The organism is Mycobacterium sp. ITM-2016-00316 (genome assembly GCF_002968335.2).
Classification (GTDB): domain Bacteria; phylum Actinomycetota; class Actinomycetes; order Mycobacteriales; family Mycobacteriaceae; genus Mycobacterium.
The window spans coordinates 3,455,250-3,476,032 of the sequence record NZ_CP134398.1; the positions used below are offsets into that span (position 1 = coordinate 3,455,250).

Consider the following 20,783-nt stretch of genomic DNA (forward strand, 5'->3'; position numbering starts at 1 on the left):
CGCATGCGCAGAACAGGACATCCGCGGATGCCTGTGATCGGACCGCTGGACCGGTATGGTCAGCGGTGGGAGCGGGACTCCACTTACTGTCCCTGGCGTTCGCCGGGACGGTCGATCGTGCAAGTCTAACAGGCATGACCGATGATCCGAAAACTCCTTCCGGCGCAGACCCGCAGGTTAGGGAGCTCGCCGAGATTCCTGCCGTCGAGGTGATCACCCGCTCGGCCGTGATGCTGATGAGTGCGGCGGCGGAGAAGATCGGCCTGGGGGCCGAGGACCCCGACGACAGTCCGCACCGCGATCTCGACGAGGCCCGCCGTCTCATCACCGCGCTCGCCGGGCTGGTCACCGCGTCCGCCGAATACCTGGGCCTGCACGCCGGGCCGCTGCGCGACGGACTGAAGAGCCTGCAGCTGGCGTTCCGGGAGGCCAGCGCGGCACCCGAGGAACCCGGCCAGGGCCCCGGTGAGAAGTTCACCGGTCCGGTCTGGTGATCCGGGCCGACACCCAGGCATCGTAGAAGCACCCATTTCGGCCGCTTAGGGCATATTCTCGCGCCCTATGACGGCCACCGCAGTCCCCCATCCGTCGACGACCCGGCGACCGTCTGGATTCTCGTGGGTTCCGACCGCCGCGGGCTGGATCGTCGGGGTCATCGCCACGCTGTCGTTGGTGGCGAGCATCTCCCCGTTCGTCCGGTCCGCGATCCGGGTGCCCCGCGAGTTCGTCAACGACTACATCTTCAACTTCCCCGACACCAGCTTCGCCTGGGCGACGGTGCTCGCGCTGCTGGCCGCCGCGCTGGCCGCCCGCAAGAGCATCGCCTGGTGGATTCTGGTGTTCTACATGGTGGCCGCGGTGGCCGTGAACATCGCCGACCTGATCGCCGGCGACGAATCGGTGCTCGAGGAGTTCGGCGAGATCATCGGCCTGGTCTTCCACCTGGCGTCCATCGGGTTCCTGGTGCTGGCCCGTCACGAGTTCTGGGCCAAGGTCCGCCGTGGCGCCCTGTTCAAGGCCGTCGGCACCCTGCTCGCCGGGATGGCGCTGGCCATCGGGGTCGGATGGGGCCTGCTGGAGCTGTTCCCCGGCACGCTGCAGCGCGACTACCGGCTCGGCTACGCCGCCAACCGGGTGGTCGCGTTCGCCGGCGTCGACTCCGCGGTCTTCGACGGTCAACATCCCGGGGTCCTGATCAACGCGCTGCTCGGCCTGTTCGGCGCGCTGGCGCTGGTGGTCGCGGCCATCGTGCTGTTTCGTTCCCAGCGGGCCACCAACGCGCTGACCGGTCAGGACGAATCCGCCATCCGCGGGCTGCTGGAGCTGTTCGGCAAGAACGATTCGCTCGGCTACTTCGCCACCCGCCGCGACAAGTCGGTGGTGTTCGCTCCCAATGGACGCGCCGCCGTCACCTACCGCGTCGAGGTGGGCGTCTGTCTGGCCAGCGGGGACCCGGTCGGCGACCCGCGCTCCTGGCCGGCCGCCATCGACGCCTGGCTCACGCTGTGCCAGTCCTACGGCTGGGCTCCCGGCGTGATGGGTGCCAGTGCCCCCGCCGCACAGGCGTTTCGCGACGCCGGTCTCAACGCCATCGAACTCGGCGACGAGGCCATCTTGCACCCCGACCGCTTCAAGTTGTCCGGTCCGGACATGAAGCCGGTGCGTCAGGCCGTCACCCGGGCTCGCCGCGCAGGTCTGACCGTCCGCATCCGCAGGCACCGCGAACTGACCTCCGACGAAATGGCCATCGTGGTCGGCCGCGCCGATGCCTGGCGCGACACCGAGACCGAGCGTGGTTTCTCGATGGCGCTGGGCCGCTTGGGTGATCCCGCCGACGGTGACTGCATGCTGGTGGAGGCCGTGGCGGCCGGCGGCACTGGGGAAAATGACAACGACGGCGACGTCGTGGCGATGCTCTCCCTGGTTCCGTGGGGCACCAACGGAGTGTCGCTGGACGTCATGCGCCGCTCACCGCAGTCCCCCAACGGCACCATCGAGCTGATGGTCAGCGAAATCTGTCTGCAGGCCGAGGATCTCGGCATCACCCGCATCTCGCTGAACTTCGCGATGTTCCGGTCGGCGTTCGAGCAGGGCGCGCAACTGGGCGCCGGCCCGGTCGCCCGGCTGTGGCGTGCACTGCTGGTGTTCTTCTCCCGGTGGTGGCAGCTCGAGACCCTGTACCGCTCCAACATGAAGTACCAGCCGGAGTGGGTTCCGCGGTTCGCCTGCTACGAGGACGCCCGTGAGGTGCCCCGCGTCGGGGTGGCCTCGGTGATCGCCGAGGGATTCCTGGTGCTGCCGTTCTCCCGCCGCAAGGAGCACACCGGTGAACACGTCGCGGCGCCGAAGAACCTGGTGGACAGCGGGCTGCTGCACCGCGACGGCAGCGCCCCGGACACCCTTGCCCTGCAACATGATCTGCCCGATGACGACCGCAACCGGCTGCCCGAGCAGGTGCGGGTCCGGATGGCGAAGCTGAAAATGTTGCAGGACAACGGCGTCGACGCCTACCCGGTCGGCGAGGCGCCCAGCCACACCGTCGAGCAGGCCCTGGCCACCACCGCCGCCGATGTCACCGTCACCGTCGCCGGCCGCATCCTGCGGTTGCGGGACTACGGCGGGGTGCTGTTCGCCGCGCTGCGCGACTGGTCCGGTGACGTACAACTGCTGCTGGACAATTCGCGCCTCACCCAGGGCACCAACGCCGACTTCACCGGCTCGATCGACCTCGGTGACCTGATCGAGGTGACCGGCACCATGGGGCTCAGCCGAAACGGCACCCCGTCACTGCTGGTCACCCGGTGGCGGCTGATCGGCAAATGCCTGCGGCCGCTGCCCGACAAGTGGAAGGGCCTCACCGACCCGGAGGCCCGCGTCCGGACCCGCTACGTCGACCTCGCCATCAACACCGAGGCCCGAGACCTGATCACCGCGCGCAGCCGGATCCTGCACGCCATCCGGGAAACGCTGGTGGGTAAGGGATTCCTCGAGGTCGAGACACCGATCCTGCAGCAGATCCACGGCGGCGCCAATGCGCGCCCCTTCACCACCCATATCAATGCCTACGACCTGGACCTGTACCTGCGCATCGCGCCGGAACTGTATCTGAAGCGGCTCTGCGTGGGCGGCGTCGAGCGGGTCTTCGAACTGGGCCGCGCATTCCGCAACGAGGGCGTGGATTTCAGCCACAACCCGGAGTTCACGCTGCTGGAGGCCTATCAGGCGCACGCCGATTACAACGTCTGGATGCACGGCTGCCGCGAGCTCATCCAGAACGCCGCCGAAGCTGCCAACGGCGCCCAGGTGGTGATGCGCCCCGGTCCCGACGGCGGCCTGGTGGCGGTCGACATCTCCGGGGACTGGCCGGTGAAGACGGTGCACGGCGCGGTGTCCGAGGCACTCGGTGAACAGATCGGCCCGGAGACCGGCCTGGACCGGTTGCGCAGCCTCTGCGATGGCGCCGGGGTGCCCTACCTGATGCACTGGGACGCTGGTGCGGTGGTCCTGGAACTCTACGAGCGGCTCGTCGAAGGGCAGACCGAACGCCCGACGTTCTACAAGGACTTCCCCACCTCGGTCTCGCCGCTGACCCGTCCGCACCGCAGCATCGACGGTGTCGCCGAGCGCTGGGACCTGGTGGCCTGGGGTGTCGAACTGGGGACGGCCTACAGCGAGCTCACCGACCCGGTGGAGCAGCGCAAGCGTCTGCAGGAGCAGTCACTGCTGGCCGCCGGCGGTGACCCGGAGGCGATGGAACTCGACGAGGACTTCCTGCAGGCCCTCGAATACGCCATGCCCCCGACGGGCGGTCTCGGCGTCGGGGTCGACCGGGTGGTCATGCTGATCACCGGGCGCAGCATCCGCGAGACGCTGCCGTTCCCACTGGCCAAACCGCGCTGACTCTCCTCACAGCTGCTTTGCAGGAAGCGGCGTCACGATGATCTCGTGACGCTGATGTCCGGGCTCTTGCAGCACCACGCTTCCTTGATGCACGGTTGGGTGCCGGTGACCGTTCAGGTGATCGCCGGGCTGGTCCTGGTGGCTGCGCTGCGGTGGCGACGCCGACTGGTCGCCGCCGCGGCCGTCGGGGCCGCACTGGCCGCGGCCGCGCACTGGTATGTGAGCAGCCAGGGGCTGGCCGGTGAACCCGCACCGCACGCGCTGTGGGTCTGGATCGGGTTGACCGGGTTCGCCGCCGCGGCACTGTTTTCCGGCGGGCCCGGAGCGCGCTGGTGGCGGCGCACCGCCGCCGTCGCGGCCGTCCCGCTGTGCGCTCTGTGCGCGGCGCTGGCCGTCAATCTGTGGACCGGGTACTTCCCCACCATGCAGACGGCCTGGGGCCAGCTGACCGCGGGGCCGCTGCCCGATCAGACCGATATGGCGACCGTCGCCGCATTCCAGGTCCGGCATGCGGTGCCGCGTAACGGTTCTCTGGTACCGGTGGACACCGGCGACGCCGGCTCGGGTTTCCGGCACCGCGGCGAGTTGGTCTATCTGCCGCCGGCCTGGTTCGCCTCGGATCCACCACCCCGGCTACCGACCGTGATGATGATCGGCGGCGAGATGAACACGCCCGAGGACTGGGCGCGGGCGGGCAACGCCGTGCAGACCGCCGACGCCTTCGCCGCGACGCACGACGGGAACGCTCCGGTGTTGGTGTTCGCCGATGTGGGCGGCACCTTCAACAACGACACCGAATGCGTGAACGGCCCCCGCGGCAAGGTCGCCGACCACCTCACCAACGATGTTGTCCCGACCATGATCTCGAGGTTCGGGGTCAGCCCGGATCCGGCCAATTGGGGTGTCGTCGGGTGGTCGATGGGCGGCACCTGCGCGGTCGACCTGACCGTGATGCACCCCGACCGGTTCTCGGCGTTCGAGGACATCGCGGGCGATCTGAGTCCGAACTCGGGCACGAAGGCACAGACGATCGAGCGTCTGTTCGGCGGTGATGCGGCCGCCTACGCCGCATTCGATCCGGCCACGGTCATCAGCCGGCACGGCCGGTACAGCGGGGTGTCGGGCTGGTTCGCGGTGAACGGGGCGGGTGCCTCACCGCCACCGCAGACCGCTGCGGCGGCCCAGTCGCTGTGCGCGTTGGGCGCATCACACGGTATCGACTGCGCAGTGGTCGCCCGGCCCGGCCGGCACGACTGGCCTTTCGCGTCCAGTGCTTTCGCCGAGGCACTGCCGTGGCTGGCCGGCCGAATCCACACCCCCGATGTTCCGGCCACCCCGTTTCCGGGTGCTCCAGCGGGACCCGTCACCGAGCAGGTGGCGCGGGTGGGGCCGGGTCAGTAGTCCGACTCGGCGGCCAGCACCTCGGCCAGGAAGGCGTCGTCGGCACCGGAGAGCCGGGACCGAGCCAGTTCCCGCATCCGGTCGCGCAGCTGCCGCCCCTCCCCCACACCGGGAGAACCGACGACCAGTTCTGTCGCGGTCCAATCCTGGTTCCAGGCAGCAGATTCCGATATCTCCAGCGTCAGAGTCGCGGTGCCGTCAGCGGTGAGCACCCCGGCCGCGGTGATATCGGCGCACCGCAGCCGTACCTCGATACCGGCCGCAGAACCCCTTACCGCGGTGCGCACGGAGGCCACCACAGCACCGGTGCTGTCTGTGTGAACCGACCAGTCCACGTTGTCCTCGGCGGCGTCGAATACCGCAGGCGGCACCGTGGTCCAGGCGATCGTCCTGGCACCACCGGCAATCGCCGGACCAGTCGCGGAGTCGTCCCAGCCGGCGGCCAGCGCGTAATCGTCGCGGTGGCGCTGAGTCGGCACCGCGTCGTCGACCGCTGGCGTCCAGTCCGCCAGTTCCGCGCAGGCCGCGGCGAGTTCGGCCACCCGGGGGTCACCGTCGAGCCGGTAGGCGACGAGGATGTCGCGGTGCGGCTGCAACAGCGAATCTATATCGGAGTCGAGGGTGTCCTCGGTGAAGAACTCCTGCGCCGAGGCCGTCAGCACCGCGATCTCGGCATCCAGCACTGCCGCATCCAGGTCCACGATCGCATCCCCCACGCTGGCCGGCCACCAGCGACGCAACCAGTGCCCGATCGCCAGTCGGCGCAGCGGTGCCAGCGCACCGGGATCGAGCGTCAGATCCGGCAGGTCGACGGTGCCCCCAGCGTCGGCGGGGGTCCCGTGCAGCGCGTCGACCAGCGCGACGTGGCCGGCCGCGCCCGTCACCCGCCACACCCAGTCGGCGGCGGTGATATCGGTGAAGGTGATCTGCACCGGTGCCGCGGGATCGTCGACCGTCCACGCCAGCACCGCACCGGCCACCTCGAGCACCGCCACGGCGGGCGGCGGCGGTACCGGTGGACCGGTCTGCCATAGACCTTCCCCGGCGACGAACCTCATCGAATCGCCTCCAGTTCGAGCATCGCCTTGATCCGCTGCCGGTGATCCAGACTCACCGACCGGGCCACCCCTTCCAGCAGGGCCCGCATATCGTCGACATCCGCGCAGGACTCCTGCCACACGTCACGGCCGTGCAGACGGGCCCACAGCCTGCTCAGGTAGGGCCGGGCAAACGCGGCGAGCTCCGTGGTCACCTGCTGCTGGCGTGGGTGCAGCGCCTCGCCACCGGCGAGGTAGCGCCGCGCATGCAGCACATAGGCCTCCTTACGCAGCCGGGCCTGGACCTGGGCCGCCAACCGGTAGCGCGGTGTCGCGGCCTCGTCCAGTGGTGCGAGTTCGACGGCGATCTCCACCCCGGCCACCATCGCGGCCTGGATGTCCTCGGCGAGCAGACCCCATGGCGCACAGGCCCGGTCCACCTCCTCGGCGCACAGCAGCGGAACATCGGGCAGCTCGTCGCGGTCCAAGGCGCGGCGCAGCGTGGCGCGCACCCGATCGACGACGCTGCGGTTCAACGGGCGATCGGTATCGGCACCGCCGTGTACGGGCGGCGGCGGTTGCGGCAGCACCGTGCTGAGCCCGATGTCGACCAACGACCACGGCAGGTCCGGCGCCGGGCTGCGGGCCCGGGCGCCCAGGTTGTAGGGCGTCGCATCGGCCACCAGCGCGGTCCACACCCGCTGGCGGGCCACCGACTCGTTGTGGCCGGCGGCGTCACCCAGCACGGTGCTCAGGCCTGCCAGGAACGGGTCGGTGATGGCCGCGGTCGGCCGCACATCGGACCAACTGGCCTGCAACTGACGCGCCAGCGCGCCGAGCACCCTGGCGTCGGCGACGTGGCGGTTGAGCACCTCGATGGCGGTGCGGTCCCGGTCCCCGTGGATCTCTTGCAGGATCGCTTCCGCGGTATCCCAATCACCATGTACCGGTTCACCTTTGGTGACGGCAAGCTCGAAGCACACCGGGAAGTAGAGCTCCTGGGCGTTGCCGGTGGTGAGCCGCAACTTCCGGCGCGCCAGCTTGAGCACCGCGAACCAGGACGCGGTGGCGCACAGCTGGTCGCGGTGCGCCACGATCAGCTCGAACACCTCGGCGGCCACCTCGCCGGACACCACCGGTGTCGAATACTGCGGGTTGGAACGCAATCGCAGCACCAGCGGGTCCAGGATGCGCTTGACGGTCCGGCTCAGCGGTCCACCGTCATCGCTGCTGAGCACCTGGACACCCGGGCCGAGCGCCCGCCAGGCGCGGTCGATCACCGCGCGGCGCGGCTGGGCCGGCGACGCGCCCGCCTCCCGCGCGGCGACCTCCGGAACGGTACTCACCCGCTCAGGATAGGCACCGGCAGCTTCCCGGTCGCGCCGCTCGCCACCGACGGCACAAAGTTGGGTTCGGTAGCCGCGGCCCGGGGCGACCCTTTCCGGCATGCCCGAATCACTGTTGATCCTGCTGGCCTTCGTCGTCATCACCATCCTGATGGTCACCGTCGACGCCGTGCTCCCCCGCGGCCGCTCCGCTCCCAGACCCGCGGGCACACCGGCCGTCGGTATCGGCACCGTCAGCGACGTCTCCGATCGGATCACCGTCGAGGTGGTGAGCGTGTCGGGCCAGAAGTTCACCGGCCGCCTGCGCGGCGCCCCGGATGACCCGGTGGTCGCCGAGATCCGGCCCGGTGCGGTGCTGCTGGTGGCCTTCGACCCGGACTCCCGCGAGCAGCTGTCACTGGCCGACGACATGGTCGCCATCCGCGCTGCCTTCGACCGGATGCTGGTGGACAAAGGCCTGGTCACCGATGCGCAGCTGGATCTCATCCGGCACGGCACCAGGTCCAGCGGCGTGGTGACGGCCGCGCGCACCACCGGCGCCGAACGGGAGGACTACCGCGAGGTGGTGCTCGACCTGATGGTCCGCAGGCCCGAAGGCGGGCAGTTCCCGGCCCACGAGACGACGCTCATCCCGGCGACCTCGCTGGATCGGGTCCGCCCGGGCAGCGTCATCGACGCCTACTACCGGCGCGGGGACGAATCCGCCGTCGCGGTCGCCGTACCGCCGGCCTGATCGGCTAGAGAACCGCGAAACTCACCAGCGCCGCCCAGTACACCGGCGCCGCGGAATCGTCGCCGTCCCGCCAGCTCCGCAGCTGTGCGCGTTGCCAACGGTTGACTGCGCACGCCGCCTCGAAATCGGTGTCCGCCTGGTGGGCGGCGTCGACCGCGGCGATGACCGTACCCATCGGATCGGCCGGCGCGCCGGATACGAAACGCCGATACCCCGCGCTGGTGGGCAGCGACCACAGCGTCGCGGTCACCAGTTCCGCTCCGCCGAGCACCATCGCCGCGACCATCCCGGTGGCCTCGTCGAATCGGTAGTCGCCACCGGATGCACAGGCCAACAACGCAACACGAGTCGGAATGGGCAGCTGCGCCGACATCAGGTCGGCCGCGGTCAGCGGGCGGTGATCGCCGACCGGGTCGCTGTAACCCTGGGTCGAGGCACGGCACGCCAGATGCAGCGCCGCCCGTTCCGCGCCGTCGCCGGTGCTGGCGTGCCCGACATAGACGAGGCGTCCAGGCCTTTCGGCCAGCACCTCTGCCAGCCAGTGCCGGTCGGTATCGGTGCGCCGGAACAGCTCGGTCGAGGTGTCGACCCGCGGCAACACCTTTCGCCGGTGCATCAGGTCCGCGTAGTGCCGCGCCAGCACGGTGTCCGGCGCCGGCCTGCCCAGCACCGACCCCAGCGCCGAATCCGGCCGCTGACCGGGAACCCGAGGGTCGAGGATCAGCAACGGATCCGCTTCCGGGCGAGCCGTGTTGACGCGCCGGGAGTGCGCGATGTTGGCCGGTACCGCCATCAGCACATCGACGAACTCCAGCAGCCGGAAGCCTTCGGTGAGAACACCGATCTCTCCGGCCGGCCACGGGATCGTGGCCGGCATCGGGCCGTCCGGGGTGATGGCCTCCTGGCGGGCCGCCAGCATCGCGGTCACCTCGGGTCGTACCGCAGGCAGCGCGAGCAACCCCCACGGCACCCGGCCCAGGCGCGCGCTGGGCGCGACGAACAGCACCGCGCGCGGGTCGTGCACGCACTCCTGAACCAGATCCCAGCCGGCAGCCGAGATCAGCAGGACGCCCAGGCGGTAGGCCAGGGTCAGCTCGGCGCCGGAGTTGGTGAATGCGCCGACGGACAATGCGCGCTGCAGTGCGTCGACGGCCGTCTCGGCGCCCCTGGGATCCGGTAGGGCTGCGGCGATCTCCTCCAGCGCCGCAAGCAGAATGGTTTCCTCGACCACCCAGGTGACGGTGCGCTCGGGCTGCCCGACGACACGCAGGCTGGCGTAGGTGGCGATACCGACGTCGGCGAAGCGCAGGATCAGGGTCGTCCGGTCGGTCACGACCATGTCGGCCAGGCCGGGTCGTCGGTGGTGATGGAGCGGCCGTAGCGCTGCTTGGCCAGGGCGCGGTAGTGCCCGAGGATCGGATCGGCACCGGGATCCATCTGCAGCGGCGGCAGCGGACCCAGTCTGGTCAACGACGGCCCTCCACTGACGGACCCGGCGGCGACTGCGGCGAGCTCGAGGTCGGGCAGTTCGAACTCCGCGTCGACGAGCACGGCCTGGGCCCCGGCCCAGATCGGCGCTTCGGCGTCGTCGGCGATATCGGTGCTGAAACTACCTCGGGCGCTGTGGTATTCGATCAGCTCGGCGGTGAGTGCGGTGTTCTCCCATTCCCAGGACACCGCGAAGGCACCCGCCAGCATGGGTGCGGACACCCTGGTCGCCCACTGCGCGCGGGCGTTGGCGTCGATGATCGTGTAGCGCACCGAATCCACGGCGAGCGCCGCAGGCACCTTGAGTTCTGCGGCCTGCTCAAGCTTGGCCATCGCACGGACGAATCCGGGGCTACCGGTCTCGGCGTTGGTGGTGCCCAGGGAGGCTTCATGTTTGGCCTCGACCTCGTCCCAGGTGTCCTCGGGGTCACCGGCGCCGTCGAATCCCAGATCTCCCAGCGCGTCGGCCCGCCACACCGTGCCCAGCTGATCGTCGAGTCGGGCGTACTGCAGCCAGCTGCTGCGCGGCCATTCGTCGAGCAGGGTGCGGGCCTGGGCTATCAGCTCCACCGCCTCGTCGAAACGGCCGAAGAAAATCGGTATCCAGCTGCGCTGCAACAGAATACGATGCAGGTGGAGCGGTTTGCCGAGTTCGCGCCAGTGACGTTCGGCGTGTTCCCAGCATTGATCGGCCTCTTCCAGCGCCGCCGAGGCCAATTTGGTGAAGCCGCGGTAGAACCAGCAGCGGGACACATCGTGGGCCCGGGCATATCTGGCGATGACCGGGTAGGCCTGATCGATGAGGCGGTCCACGCCGTTGTGGTCGCCGACGGACCAGCAGGCAATCGCACGTTCCAATTGCGTTCGGGCAGTGTCCAGCGCCCAGCCGTGCGACTCTGCTCGCGCCCCAGCGCGTCGCAGCCAGGGTTCTGCTTCGTCGAGCCTGCCGGTCTGCACACAGAATCCGCCGTAGCCGATCCCCGCCAGCACCAGCAGCCGGTCGTCGTAGCTGCCGTCGGCCGCCGAAACGTCGACCACGTCGAGTACCTGCTCCCACAACGGGACCGCCAGGTGGTGCAAATCGTCGTCGGAGAACGCGATCGCGCAGAGCAGCCGGGCGAAGCCGACCAGATACCGGTGCTCTTCGGCCAGGTCCGGCGGCCCGTCGGCAGCCACCAGCGCCGACACCGATGTTGCGGCCTCGTCGTGCTCGCCGCGGGCGGCGTGCAGACCGGCCTGCAGGAAGTCGGCACGGCGCGTGTAGCGCTGCATCATGTGCCGGGTGTCGGGGCTGCACTCCGGCAGGGCGGCATACGCGGCGATGCAGTCTCGGATACGCCGGATGCATTCGCCGACACCGTCATAGGCGGTCCGTACCAGGTAGATCTCGCCGAGCTGGGCGAATACCTCCAGTGCGAGGTCGTCGCGGTCGGCTTGCTCAATGGCCGGCAGCAGGGACAGCAGCAGGTCCTTGGCACCCGGCTCGTCGGCGGCCCAGGCGAGCCGCCGGGCTCGATCCAGGTCACCGGTGATCGACACCGCGCCATCATAGGACGGCCGGAAGCGGCGGACGCGTTTCCGCGCCCGCCGCCCGGTTGTGGTCAGCTGCAGTCGACCTTGATCTCGAACTTCTTGGTGATCATCCCGGCCATCGGGTTCGCCATGTCCGCGCCGACAGCCTCACCGGTGATGGTGTATGTGCTGCCGTCGACCGTGACGTCGGCCTTTCCGGAGCTCGCGCCGGCCATCGAGGCCACCGCGAGGGCATTTCCGTCGACCACCAGTCCGACCGACTCGACCTTGGGGGCCGCATCGTCGGTCATCACGACGCCGAGGCCCTGTTGGCCGCCGATGGCGGCGCTGGCCACGTTGATCTTGCCCCCGGCCTTGACGCAGGTCACCGAGTTGAGGTCGAGGCCGGCCAGGTCCTGGCCCTCCACCTTGACCTGGGTGCTGCCGCCGCTGGCGACCGCAGCGGTGCTGCTGCCGGTGTTGCCCGAGCTGGACGCGGCGGGTTCGCTGCCCTTGTCGTCCGAGCAACCCACCAGTACCGCCGCGGTGGCGAGCATCCCGATCCCGGCGGCCAGAACGCGATTCTTCGTCATGTGTATGTCCTTTTCCTTCGCCCGCCGCCCCTGTGGCGCCGTCGTAGGGCAAGTACATTCGTGACGAATCGCTACCGATCCCAACTTCTGCAGCGGGTACGGTGGCGTCATGCCCGATGACCAGCAGCCTTCTGCGGGTGAGCCGATCGACGCCGAGGTCGTTCCGGCCGACGACGTGCCCGCCGGGCAGGTTCCGGTGGAGCTCACCCCGATTCCGGTAGATACCGGCTACACCACCGCCGGGGTGCCCACCTTCGACTCGGTGCGCGAGAAGATCGAGACCCGATTCGGCACCGCCATCGGATCGGCGGAGCTCGCCGAGGACACACCCGAGGGCCGTTCGGTGGCCGAGCAGTACGAGAAGCGGCAGGAGGCAGCCGCCGAGCGGCTGAAGCAGATCCGCGAATCGATGAACCGGGACTAGTGCGCTCGTTCACCCTTGCCGAAAGGCGCGCCCGGCTGGCCCGGCGGCACTTTCTCGGCGAGCACGGCTCCGACGCGTCGGCGGTGACATCGGCACTGGTGGGCCTGCATGCCACCGATCCGGCTACCCCGTATCTGTCGCTGTGGGCCAGGATTCCGGATTTCGACCGTGCCGACCTGGACGCCACGCTCTATCGGGAACGGACGCTGGTCAAGCATCTCGCGATGCGCCGCACCTTGTGGGTGGTGCGCGCCGAGGCGATATCGACGGTGCAGGCGGCATCCAGTGATCGGGTGGCCGACAGCGAAAGCCGCAAGCTCATTGCCGACGTCGAGAAGGCCGGGGTGGCCGCCGACGGCGCCGAGTGGTTGCGCACGGCGTGCGCGGCGGTGCTGGCCTATCTGGACGCCAACGGCCCGACCAGCGCGACCCAGTTGCGCGTGGCGCTCCCGGAGTTGGCGGGGACCTACGATCCGGCACCCGGAAAGCCTTGGGGCGGAGCCACTCCCCTGTCGCCTCGGGTCATCACCGTGCTCGCTGTCCGCGGCGAGGTCGTCCGCGGCCCGAATCAGGGCGGCTGGACATCGTCGCGTCCGCTGTGGGTGTCGGCGGCCTGCTGGCTCGACACGTCAGATTCCGCCGAGCCCGACGCCGCGAGCGCGGAGTTGGTGGGCACCTGGCTGCGGGCGTTCGGCCCGGCCACCGTCGCCGATATCAAGTGGTGGTTCGGCCACACCCTGACCTGGACCCGGCGCGCGTTGGCCGATATCGGCGCCGTGGAGGTGGAGATGCACGGGACACCGGCGGTGGCCCTGCCCGATGACCTGGAACCCGAACCGGATGCCGAACCGTGGTGTGCGTTGCTGCCGGGTCTCGATGTCACGACCATGGGCTGGGTCGACCGGGACTGGTACCTGGAGGGTCTGCGCGGCGAGGTGTTCGACACCCGCGGAAACGCGGGGCCGACGGCGTGGGCGGATGGCCGTGTGGTGGGAGGATGGCGACAGTCCGGCGATGGCCGGGTCGAGCTGCAGGTCATCGCCGATGTCAACCGTGGCACGCAGAAGGCGCTGCAGCGCAAGGCCGATGAGCTGACAGACTGGCTGGGCGGAGCGGTGATCAAACCACGGTTCCCGTCTCCGTTGTCGAAGAGGTGAGTTGCGCAGCCGCATACGCGCTCCGCACCTCGCCTTGACCTCAACCAACGTTCCGGTTCTACCGTGGCGGCATGAACCTCGGCCACTATGGATTCACCGTCGACATGGCTTCACCGCACGCTCGCGAGATCGAGGATCTCGGCTTTCGCACGCTGTGGGTCAACGGCGGGCAGATCGACAGACTCGACGTTCTGACCGACCTCCTCACCCAGACCCAGGACGCCGTGATCGCCCCGGCGATCATCCCGCCCGATGTGTACGGCACCGGCGAAGTGATCGATCTGTACCGCCGCGCCGAGGCGGCGGCACCGGGCCGATTGCTGATCGGACTCGGTTCATCCCAGCGGAAGCCGTTGGCGGCATTGGGCGATTACGTGGACCATCTGGACCCGATACCCCGAAATCGGAGGCTGCTGGCGGCATTCGGCCCACGCACACTCGATATCGCCCGGGACCGATTCGCCGGCGCCATGCCAGGAATGATCACCCCGGAGTACACGGCCGCGGCGCGACAGCGGCTCGGCACCGCCGCGCAACTGATCGTGGGCCAGTACGCCGTCCTCGACACCGATCCGGACGCGGCCCGCGAGACGGCCCGCACACCCTTGCGGTTCCTGATGGACATGCGCAGCTACGCAGATTCTGCACGCCGCCAAGGCTTTACCGAACACGATATCGAGACGCTCAGCGACGCCCTGGTGGATCACTTGTTCGCCTGGGGCAATCCGGAAGACGTTGCCGCGCAGGCGCAACGGCACCTCGACGCCGGCGCCGACCACGTCTACCTCAGCGTGTTGTCCGACGGGACCCAACCGGTCGGCCTGGACGCCGCCCGGTTGTTGGCATCAGCGCTCAGGCACTGACCTTGCGCCGCCGGCGGGTCTTGGGCGCCGGGACCTCGACCGGCTCGTCCGCCCCCACGAGCATGTCGACGAGGAACTGCCCGGTGTAGCTCTCCGGTGTCGCGGCCACATCCTCGGGCGTGCCCGCCGCCACGACGGTACCGCCGCCCGCACCACCTTCGGGACCCATGTCGACGATCCAGTCCGAGGTCTTGATGACGTCGAGGTTGTGTTCGATGACGATCACCGTATTACCCTTGTCGACAAGGCCGTTGATCACCTTGAGCAGCTTGCGGATGTCCTCGAAATGCAGACCGGTGGTCGGTTCGTCGAGAATGTAGATCGTGCGACCGGTGGACCGCTTCTGCAACTCGGCGGCCAGCTTGACCCGCTGGGCTTCGCCACCGGACAGCGTCGGCGCCGGCTGACCCAGCCGGACATATCCGAGCCCCACCTCCACCAGGGTCTTGAGATAGCGGTGGATCGAGGTGATCGGCTCGAAGAACTCGGCGGCCTCCTCGATCGGCATATCCAACACCTCGGAGATGGTCTTACCCTTGTAGTGCACCTCGAGGGTTTCCCGGTTGTACCGGGCGCCGTGGCACACCTCGCACGGGACGTACACATCGGGCAGGAAGTTCATCTCGATCTTCAGCGTGCCGTCACCCGAGCAGGCCTCGCAGCGACCGCCCTTGACGTTGAACGAGAATCGGCCCGGCTGGTAACCACGCACCTTGGCCTCGGTGGTCGCCGCGAACAGGGTCCGGATCTTGTCGAACACGCCGGTATAGGTGGCCGGGTTGGACCGCGGGGTGCGCCCGATCGGCGACTGGTCCACCCGCACCAGCTTGTCGAGCTGATCGATGCCGTTGATGCGCAGATGCCGGCCCGGCACCTGCCGCGCCCCGTTCAGCTTGTTGGCCAGCACGGTGGCCAGGATGTCGTTGACCAGCGTCGACTTTCCCGAACCGGACACCCCGGTGACCGCGGTGAGCACCCCGAGCGGGAAGCTGACGTCGACCTCGCGCAGGTTGTGTTCCCGCGCGCCGACGACGGTGAGTTGGCGCTTGCGGTCCACCGGGCGGCGGATCGCGGGCACCTCGATGCTCTCCTTGCCGGAAAGATAAGCGCCGGTGAGGGATTCCGGGTTCTTCAGCAGATCCTTGTAGGTGCCGCTGTGCACGATGCGCCCGCCGTGTTCACCGGCGTACGGGCCGATATCGACCACCCAGTCGGCGTGCGCGATGGTGTCCAGGTCGTGCTCGACCACGATGAGCGTGTTGCCCAGATTGCGCAGCCGCACCAGCGTCTCGATCAGCTTGCGGTTGTCGCGCTGGTGCAGACCGATCGACGGTTCGTCGAGCACGTAGAGCACGCCGACCAGGCCGGAGCCGATCTGGGTGGCCAGCCGGATCCGTTGTGCCTCACCACCGGACAGCGTCGCCGCCGCCCGCGACAAGGACAGGTACTCCAGCCCCACATCGAGCAGGAAGCCCAGCCGGGACTGGATCTCCTTGAGCACCTGGCCGGCGATGGCCTGCTCACGTGTGCCCAGGGTGAGGGCGTTGAGGAATTCGGCGCAGTCGGCGATGGACAGCTCGGCGACCTCGGCGATCGACTTGGCACCGTGTGTGCCGGCCGCCAGCGTGACCGCGAGGATCTCCGGCTTGAGCCGGGTTCCCGCGCATTCCGGGCACGGGATGTCCCGCATGAAGCCCTCGTAGCGCTCCTTCATCTGCTCGGAGTCGGTCTGCTCCATGCGGCGCTGCAGGAACGCCAGCACGCCCTCGAAGTCGGCGTAGTACGAGCGCGTGCGTCCGTAGCGGTTCTTGTAGCGCACGTGCACCTGATGGTCGGAGCCCTCCAGAATGGCCTTGCGCGCCTTGGCGGGCAGCTTCTTCCACGGGGTGTCCACATCGAAGCCGAGCTCGTCGCCGAGGCCCGACATCATCCGGGTGAAGTACTCGGCGGTGTGGCCCATCGACCAGGGAGCGACGGCGCCCTCGGCGAGCGTCATCTCCGGGTCGGGCACCACCAGGTCGGGGTCGACCTCCTTCTTGATGCCGAGGCCGGTGCATTCGGGGCAGGCACCGTAGGGCGAGTTGAAGGAGAACGAGCGCGGTTCGAGATCGTCGACGGCGAGCGGGTGCCCGTTGGGGCAGGCCAGCTTCTCCGAGAAGCGCTGTTCGCGGTGCGGATGACCCTCCTCCCGGTCGACGAATTCGAGCACGAGGATGCCGTCGGCCAGCCCCAGCGCCGTCTCCACCGAGTCGGTGAGGCGCTGCTTGCTGCTCGCCTTGACAGACAGGCGGTCGACGACCACCTCGATATCGTGTTTTTCCTGCTTTTTGAGCTTCGGCGGGTCGGTCAGCGGGTAGACCACGCCGTCGACGCGCACCCGGCTGTAGCCCTGTGAGTTGAGCTTGTCGAAGAGGTCGACGAACTCACCCTTGCGGGTGCGCACGACCGGGGCCAGCACCTGGAACTTGGCACCTTCCTCCATGGCCAGCACCTGGTCGACGATCTGCTGCGGGGTCTGCCGGGCGATGCGCTCCCCGCAGACCGGGCAGTGCGGAGTGCCGGCCCGCGCGTACAGCAGGCGCAGGTAGTCGTAGACCTCGGTGATGGTGCCGACGGTGGAGCGCGGGTTGCGGTTGGTGGACTTCTGGTCGATGGAGACCGCCGGGGACAGGCCCTCGATGAAGTCGACGTCGGGTTTGTCCATCTGGCCCAGGAACTGGCGCGCGTAGGCCGACAGCGATTCGACGTAGCGGCGCTGGCCCTCGGCGAAGATCGTGTCGAAGGCCAGCGATGACTTCCCGGATCCGGACAGACCGGTGAACACGATCAGCGCGTCACGCGGCAGATCAAGGTCGACGCCACGCAGATTGTGCTCGCGCGCACCCTTGACGATCAGACGATCAGACACACTTCCCCTTTTCAGTCCTGCCCAGGGCACAAGAGCCCACGGCCAATGCTAGGTGCACCCACCGACAAGCCCGAGTCGAGACGGATAGCGTGGGACGAATGACAGCCCTCGTCGATACCTACACCGGCCATGTCGACCCCGGTGCCGCCGCGCGGCGCACCCTGCCCGCGGCGACCATCGTCAAGGCATCGGTCGGCCAGATGGACAACAACGCCTACCTCGTCACGTGTTCCGCGACCGGGAAAACCCTGCTCATCGACGCCGCCAACGACGCCGATTCCCTCATCGAGCTGATCACCGAACACGCCCCCGATATCGCGCTCATCGTGACCAGTCATCAGCACGCCGACCACTGGCAGGCGCTCGCCGCTGTGGCGGAGGCCACCGGCGCACCGACCGCGGCGCACGCCCTGGACGCCGAGCCGCTGCCGGTCACCCCGGACCGCATCCTCGCCGACGGCGACACCGTCACCGTCGGCGAACTCACCTTCGACGTGATTCACCTCCAAGGACATACCGAGGGCTCGGTCGCGCTCGCCCTGAGGGGCGCTGACGGCGAGGTCACCCATCTGTTCACCGGGGATTGCCTGTTCCCGGGAGGGATCGGCAAAACCTGGAAGGACGGCGACTTCGACCGGTTGCTCGACGACGTGTCGAGCAAGGTGTTCGACGTATACCCGGATTCCACCGTGGTCTACCCCGGCCACGGTGATGACACCACGCTGGGCGCCGAACGGCCGCACCTGGCCGACTGGAAGCAACGCGGATGGTGAGGCCCACACCGGACAAACCCGGCCCCGGCCAGGAATCGGTCTGGGATTACCCGCGCCCGCCGCGGCTCGAGGAGTTCCATGGCTCGATCACCATCGATCTGGGTGGCGAGCGGATCGCGTCGACGGATCACGGCTGGCGGGTACTGGAAACCAGCCACCCTCCGACCTACTACCTGCCCCGCGCGGCCTTCGCCCCCGGTGCCCTGCGCGAGGCGACCGGGTCGTCGTGGTGTGAATGGAAAGGCCGGGCCGCCTACTTCGACCTGGTCGCCGGAGACACCGTGGCGCCACGGGCGGCGTGGACGTATCCGTCACCGACCTCCGGGTTCGAAGCCCTGACCGGCGCCATCGCGGTGATGGCCGCCGCGGTGGACCGCGCCACGGTCAACGGCGAGGACGTCGTTGCCCAACCCGGCGGCTTCTACGGCGGCTGGATCACCAGCTGGGTGACCGGCCCGTTCAAGGGCATACCCGGGTCGATGGGCTGGTGAGCTTCAGAGCTTCGCGATGACCTGCTCCCCGAACTGCGCGATGACGTCCGTCGCCCGCGCCAGGCTCTCGCCGGGCACCTGGACCTGAATCCAGGTCACGCCGAGATCGGCGAGCTGCTGCACGCCGCCCAGATAGGCCGCGGCATCGAAGTCCTCAACCCCGGGCACGCCACCGACGGCATTGCTGAAGGTGACGTCGACGGTTGTCGGGTCCCGGCCGGCTTCATCGAGGCGCCGTCGGAGGTCGTCGATCCCGGCCTTCAGGGTCTCCAGCGAATCCATCGGGTCGGTCCGCGCGGTCTGGGCGAGCACACCGGCCGCCGGGAACGGGCACCAGCCGTCACCATGCTCGGCGACGCGGCGGCGTGCGGCGGCGGTGTTGCCGCCGATCCAGATCGGCGGCGGTTCGGTGGGCCGGGGGTGCGCGGTGATCCCGGCGGCGGTGAAATGCCGGCCATCGAAGCTGATGTCGTCACCGGCCCAGACCGCGCGGATGACGTGCAGCGCCTCTTCGACCAATGCACCACGCTCGTCGAAATTCACACCGAGCGCAGCGAATTCACGTTTGAGGTAGCCGACGCCTACGGCAAGGGTGAACCGCCCGCCGGACAGCAGGTCCAGTGTCGCGCCGGCCTTGGCGACGACGAACGGATTCCGGTACGGCAGTACCACCACGTTGGGGATCAGCCGCAGCGTGGCGGTGTGGGCCGCAGCGAAACCCATGGCCACGAAGGGGTCCAGCGCATCGTGTCCGCCGGCGTCCAGCCATTTCTGGGTCGGCGCAGGATGATCGGTGAACCCGAACCCGTCGAAACCCGCCGCCTCCGCTGCCGCGGCCACCGCCGCCACCCCGGCCCCGGTGACGAACTCCGGGTTGTAAGGATGGCTGTGCATCGGATAGGTGAAGGCGAATTTCATCGAACACCCTTCGGCGGAGCGTAGATCGGCCGCGGCAGGCCGAGTGCGTGCGCAGCGATCATGTTGCGGAACACTTCGAGCGTTCCGCCGTAGATACCCGTCGGCCCTGCCAGCCGGAAGATGTGCTCTGCTCCGCCGGTGTCGGCGGCGCCCGGGGTATCGACCGGCAACGCACCGGCGGAACCGAGCAGGTCCATCAGATCGGGCGCGATGTCCCGCATGGTCTGCGCGATGGCGACCCGGCCGTACATATCGGAGGCACTCATGGCCGCCTCCAGGCGCGCCACCGCCCGGCCCAACCGGTAATCGGGCGTGACTGTGCGGGCAACGCCGTCGACGGCATCAGCGGTCATCAGGATGTGCTCGGTCATGGTCGCGATCTTCTGCAGACCGCCGGCTTCACGCTCGATGGTGCCGTGTTCGGCATTGAGCGCCTCACGCAGCACCGCCCATCCCCCGTTCACATCCCCGATGCGGTACTCGTCATCCACACGGACATCGGTGTAGAAGGTGATGTTGGTGCGATCGCCGTCGACCGTGCGGATGGGTTGGATCTGCACACCTGGCGCATCCATCGGCACCAGGAACATGGTGAGGCTCTGATGTTTGGGGGCGGCCGGGTCGGTATTGGTGATCAGGAAGACGTACTGGGCGTTCTGGGCATTCGAGGTGAACATCTTGGAACCGTTGATGACCCAGGTGGATCCATCTCTGACGGCACGCGTCTTACAGGTGGCCACATCCGAGCCGCCTTCGGGCTCGGTATAACCCAGACAGAGCCGCAGTTCACCGGAGAGCACACCGGGCAGTATCCGTTCGGCGAGCCCCGCAGTACCGAAGGCCTGCACCGATTTCGCCACCATGGCCGTTGTGCCCCAATGGAACCAGGGCGTGTGCGCGCGGCCGATCTCCAGTTCCCAGATGCGCCGGCGCACCGCACTGAATCCGCCGTCGGCCTCAGACCGGTAGTCGGCGGCCAGGTATCCGGCCGCGCCGAGGGCCAAATGCACTGTCTCGTCGAAATTCTCGCCGGTCTCACGATCTCGGCGGATCACCTCTTCGGTGACGACCCCCGCGAGAAAACCGCGCAGCTCATGCTGAAACGCCTCGTCCTCGGCCGACAGCTGCACCCGAGAGAAATCCACCCCGATACCGTGACACTTGCGCCGCTATTTGTAAAGATCGACGCGCGCACAAAAGCCGAGGCCCGGCGCCACCGGATGAAGGTGACGCCGGGCC

Annotated in this window: 17 protein-coding genes; 9 read left to right on the forward strand and 8 right to left on the reverse strand. The window is 68.7% G+C overall.

What is annotated here, in order from left to right; genetic code table 11:
* Positions 1 to 134: 134 nt before the first annotated feature.
* The 3 genes from C6A86_RS16660 to C6A86_RS16670 all read left to right on the forward strand — a co-directional run bounded on the left by C6A86_RS16660 (position 135) and on the right by C6A86_RS16670 (position 5,301).
* A complete protein-coding gene (locus C6A86_RS16660; RefSeq protein ID WP_105363834.1) occupies positions 135 to 494 on the forward strand; it encodes a DUF1844 domain-containing protein in 360 nt (119 codons plus the stop codon).
* A 67-nt stretch (positions 495 to 561) separates the two neighbouring features.
* Entirely contained in the window at positions 562 to 3,900 is a 3,339-nt protein-coding gene (gene lysX / locus C6A86_RS16665; protein ID WP_105363833.1) for a bifunctional lysylphosphatidylglycerol synthetase/lysine--tRNA ligase LysX, read from the forward strand.
* Positions 3,901 to 3,954: 54 nt separating this feature from the next.
* A complete protein-coding gene (locus C6A86_RS16670; RefSeq protein ID WP_199196234.1) occupies positions 3,955 to 5,301 on the forward strand; it encodes an alpha/beta hydrolase family protein in 1,347 nt (448 codons plus the stop codon).
* Here the strand turns inward: C6A86_RS16670 and C6A86_RS16675 are convergent.
* Positions 5,295 to 6,359, reverse strand: coding sequence for a hypothetical protein (locus tag C6A86_RS16675; protein ID WP_105363831.1), 1,065 nt, complete (start codon positions 6,357 to 6,359; stop codon positions 5,295 to 5,297). The two genes, C6A86_RS16670 and C6A86_RS16675, sit on opposite strands and share 7 nt — an antisense overlap.
* A complete protein-coding gene (locus tag C6A86_RS16680) occupies positions 6,356 to 7,684 on the reverse strand; it encodes a hypothetical protein (RefSeq protein ID WP_105363830.1) in 1,329 nt (442 codons plus the stop codon). The genes C6A86_RS16675 and C6A86_RS16680 overlap by 4 nt, the downstream gene beginning before the upstream one ends.
* A 100-nt stretch (positions 7,685 to 7,784) precedes the next feature.
* On the opposite strand from C6A86_RS16680, the gene C6A86_RS16685 reads away from it, so the two are divergent.
* Entirely contained in the window at positions 7,785 to 8,417 is a 633-nt protein-coding gene (locus tag C6A86_RS16685; RefSeq protein ID WP_199196233.1) for a hypothetical protein, read from the forward strand.
* Between the two features lie 4 nt (positions 8,418 to 8,421).
* Here C6A86_RS16685 and C6A86_RS16690 read toward each other — a convergent pair whose 3' ends face one another.
* The 3 genes from C6A86_RS16690 to C6A86_RS16700 all read right to left on the reverse strand — a co-directional run bounded on the left by C6A86_RS16690 (position 8,422) and on the right by C6A86_RS16700 (position 12,010).
* Positions 8,422 to 9,756: a CHAT domain-containing protein gene (locus C6A86_RS16690; RefSeq protein ID WP_105363829.1), complete on the reverse strand. Its 1,335-nt coding sequence runs from the start codon at positions 9,754 to 9,756 to the stop codon at positions 8,422 to 8,424.
* A complete protein-coding gene (locus tag C6A86_RS16695; RefSeq protein WP_105363828.1) occupies positions 9,747 to 11,444 on the reverse strand; it encodes a hypothetical protein in 1,698 nt (565 codons plus the stop codon). The genes C6A86_RS16690 and C6A86_RS16695 overlap by 10 nt, the downstream gene beginning before the upstream one ends.
* A 62-nt stretch (positions 11,445 to 11,506) precedes the next feature.
* Positions 11,507 to 12,010 carry a lipoprotein LpqH gene (locus tag C6A86_RS16700; protein WP_105363827.1) on the reverse strand — a complete coding sequence of 168 codons (504 nt, stop codon included), beginning with the start codon at positions 12,008 to 12,010 and terminating at the stop codon, positions 11,507 to 11,509.
* Between the two features lie 109 nt (positions 12,011 to 12,119).
* Between C6A86_RS16700 and C6A86_RS16705 the strand changes: the two genes are divergently transcribed.
* The 3 genes from C6A86_RS16705 to C6A86_RS16715 all read left to right on the forward strand — a co-directional run bounded on the left by C6A86_RS16705 (position 12,120) and on the right by C6A86_RS16715 (position 14,454).
* The gene (locus C6A86_RS16705) at positions 12,120 to 12,434 is read left to right on the forward strand and encodes a hypothetical protein (RefSeq protein ID WP_233213041.1); all 315 of its coding nucleotides are present in this window, start codon (positions 12,120 to 12,122) and stop codon (positions 12,432 to 12,434) included.
* A complete protein-coding gene (locus tag C6A86_RS16710) occupies positions 12,434 to 13,591 on the forward strand; it encodes a winged helix DNA-binding domain-containing protein (protein ID WP_105363826.1) in 1,158 nt (385 codons plus the stop codon). Before C6A86_RS16705 ends, C6A86_RS16710 begins: the two co-directional genes overlap by 1 nt.
* A gap of 71 nt (positions 13,592 to 13,662) precedes the next feature.
* Positions 13,663 to 14,454, forward strand: coding sequence for a TIGR03620 family F420-dependent LLM class oxidoreductase (locus C6A86_RS16715; RefSeq protein WP_105363825.1), 792 nt, complete (start codon positions 13,663 to 13,665; stop codon positions 14,452 to 14,454).
* On the opposite strand, the gene uvrA is transcribed toward C6A86_RS16715, so the two are convergent.
* A complete protein-coding gene (uvrA, locus tag C6A86_RS16720) occupies positions 14,444 to 17,362 on the reverse strand; it encodes an excinuclease ABC subunit UvrA (protein WP_105363824.1) in 2,919 nt (972 codons plus the stop codon). The two genes, C6A86_RS16715 and uvrA, sit on opposite strands and share 11 nt — an antisense overlap.
* A 98-nt stretch (positions 17,363 to 17,460) precedes the next feature.
* Here uvrA and C6A86_RS16725 point away from each other — a divergent pair, with 98 nt between their 5' ends.
* Both C6A86_RS16725 and C6A86_RS16730 read left to right on the forward strand, forming a co-directional pair.
* Complete coding sequence (locus C6A86_RS16725; protein WP_105363823.1) at positions 17,461 to 18,135, forward strand: MBL fold metallo-hydrolase; 675 nt, start codon at positions 17,461 to 17,463, stop codon at positions 18,133 to 18,135.
* The gene (locus tag C6A86_RS16730; protein WP_105363822.1) at positions 18,129 to 18,626 is read left to right on the forward strand and encodes a DUF427 domain-containing protein; all 498 of its coding nucleotides are present in this window, start codon (positions 18,129 to 18,131) and stop codon (positions 18,624 to 18,626) included. Before C6A86_RS16725 ends, C6A86_RS16730 begins: the two co-directional genes overlap by 7 nt.
* Before the next feature lie 3 nt (positions 18,627 to 18,629).
* On the opposite strand, the gene C6A86_RS16735 is transcribed toward C6A86_RS16730, so the two are convergent.
* Both C6A86_RS16735 and C6A86_RS16740 read right to left on the reverse strand, forming a co-directional pair.
* Positions 18,630 to 19,544 (reverse strand): LLM class F420-dependent oxidoreductase, encoded by a 915-nt coding sequence (locus C6A86_RS16735; protein WP_105363821.1) that lies wholly within the window; start codon positions 19,542 to 19,544, stop codon positions 18,630 to 18,632.
* Positions 19,541 to 20,689: an acyl-CoA dehydrogenase family protein gene (locus C6A86_RS16740; protein WP_105363820.1), complete on the reverse strand. Its 1,149-nt coding sequence runs from the start codon at positions 20,687 to 20,689 to the stop codon at positions 19,541 to 19,543. Before C6A86_RS16740 ends, C6A86_RS16735 begins: the two co-directional genes overlap by 4 nt.
* Positions 20,690 to 20,783 lie beyond the last annotated feature (94 nt).

What these genes read in the sequence shown, in the direction of transcription:
- C6A86_RS16735 (WP_105363821.1), bottom strand. Translation starts at nt 19,544, where the DNA reads ATGAAATTCGCCTTCACCTATCCGATGCACAGCCATCCTTACAACCCG.
- C6A86_RS16670 (WP_199196234.1), top strand. Translation starts at nt 3,955, where the DNA reads ATGTCCGGGCTCTTGCAGCACCACGCTTCCTTGATGCACGGTTGGGTG.
- C6A86_RS16730 (WP_105363822.1), top strand. Translation starts at nt 18,129, where the DNA reads ATGGTGAGGCCCACACCGGACAAACCCGGCCCCGGCCAGGAATCGGTC.
- C6A86_RS16705 (WP_233213041.1), top strand. Translation starts at nt 12,120, where the DNA reads ATGCCCGATGACCAGCAGCCTTCTGCGGGTGAGCCGATCGACGCCGAG.
- C6A86_RS16715 (WP_105363825.1), top strand. Translation starts at nt 13,663, where the DNA reads ATGAACCTCGGCCACTATGGATTCACCGTCGACATGGCTTCACCGCAC.
- C6A86_RS16675 (WP_105363831.1), bottom strand. Translation starts at nt 6,359, where the DNA reads ATGAGGTTCGTCGCCGGGGAAGGTCTATGGCAGACCGGTCCACCGGTA.
- C6A86_RS16685 (WP_199196233.1), top strand. Translation starts at nt 7,785, where the DNA reads ATGCCCGAATCACTGTTGATCCTGCTGGCCTTCGTCGTCATCACCATC.
- C6A86_RS16700 (WP_105363827.1), bottom strand. Translation starts at nt 12,010, where the DNA reads ATGACGAAGAATCGCGTTCTGGCCGCCGGGATCGGGATGCTCGCCACC.
- C6A86_RS16660 (WP_105363834.1), top strand. Translation starts at nt 135, where the DNA reads ATGACCGATGATCCGAAAACTCCTTCCGGCGCAGACCCGCAGGTTAGG.
- C6A86_RS16725 (WP_105363823.1), top strand. Translation starts at nt 17,461, where the DNA reads ATGACAGCCCTCGTCGATACCTACACCGGCCATGTCGACCCCGGTGCC.
- C6A86_RS16690 (WP_105363829.1), bottom strand. Translation starts at nt 9,756, where the DNA reads ATGGTCGTGACCGACCGGACGACCCTGATCCTGCGCTTCGCCGACGTC.
- lysX (WP_105363833.1), top strand. Translation starts at nt 562, where the DNA reads ATGACGGCCACCGCAGTCCCCCATCCGTCGACGACCCGGCGACCGTCT.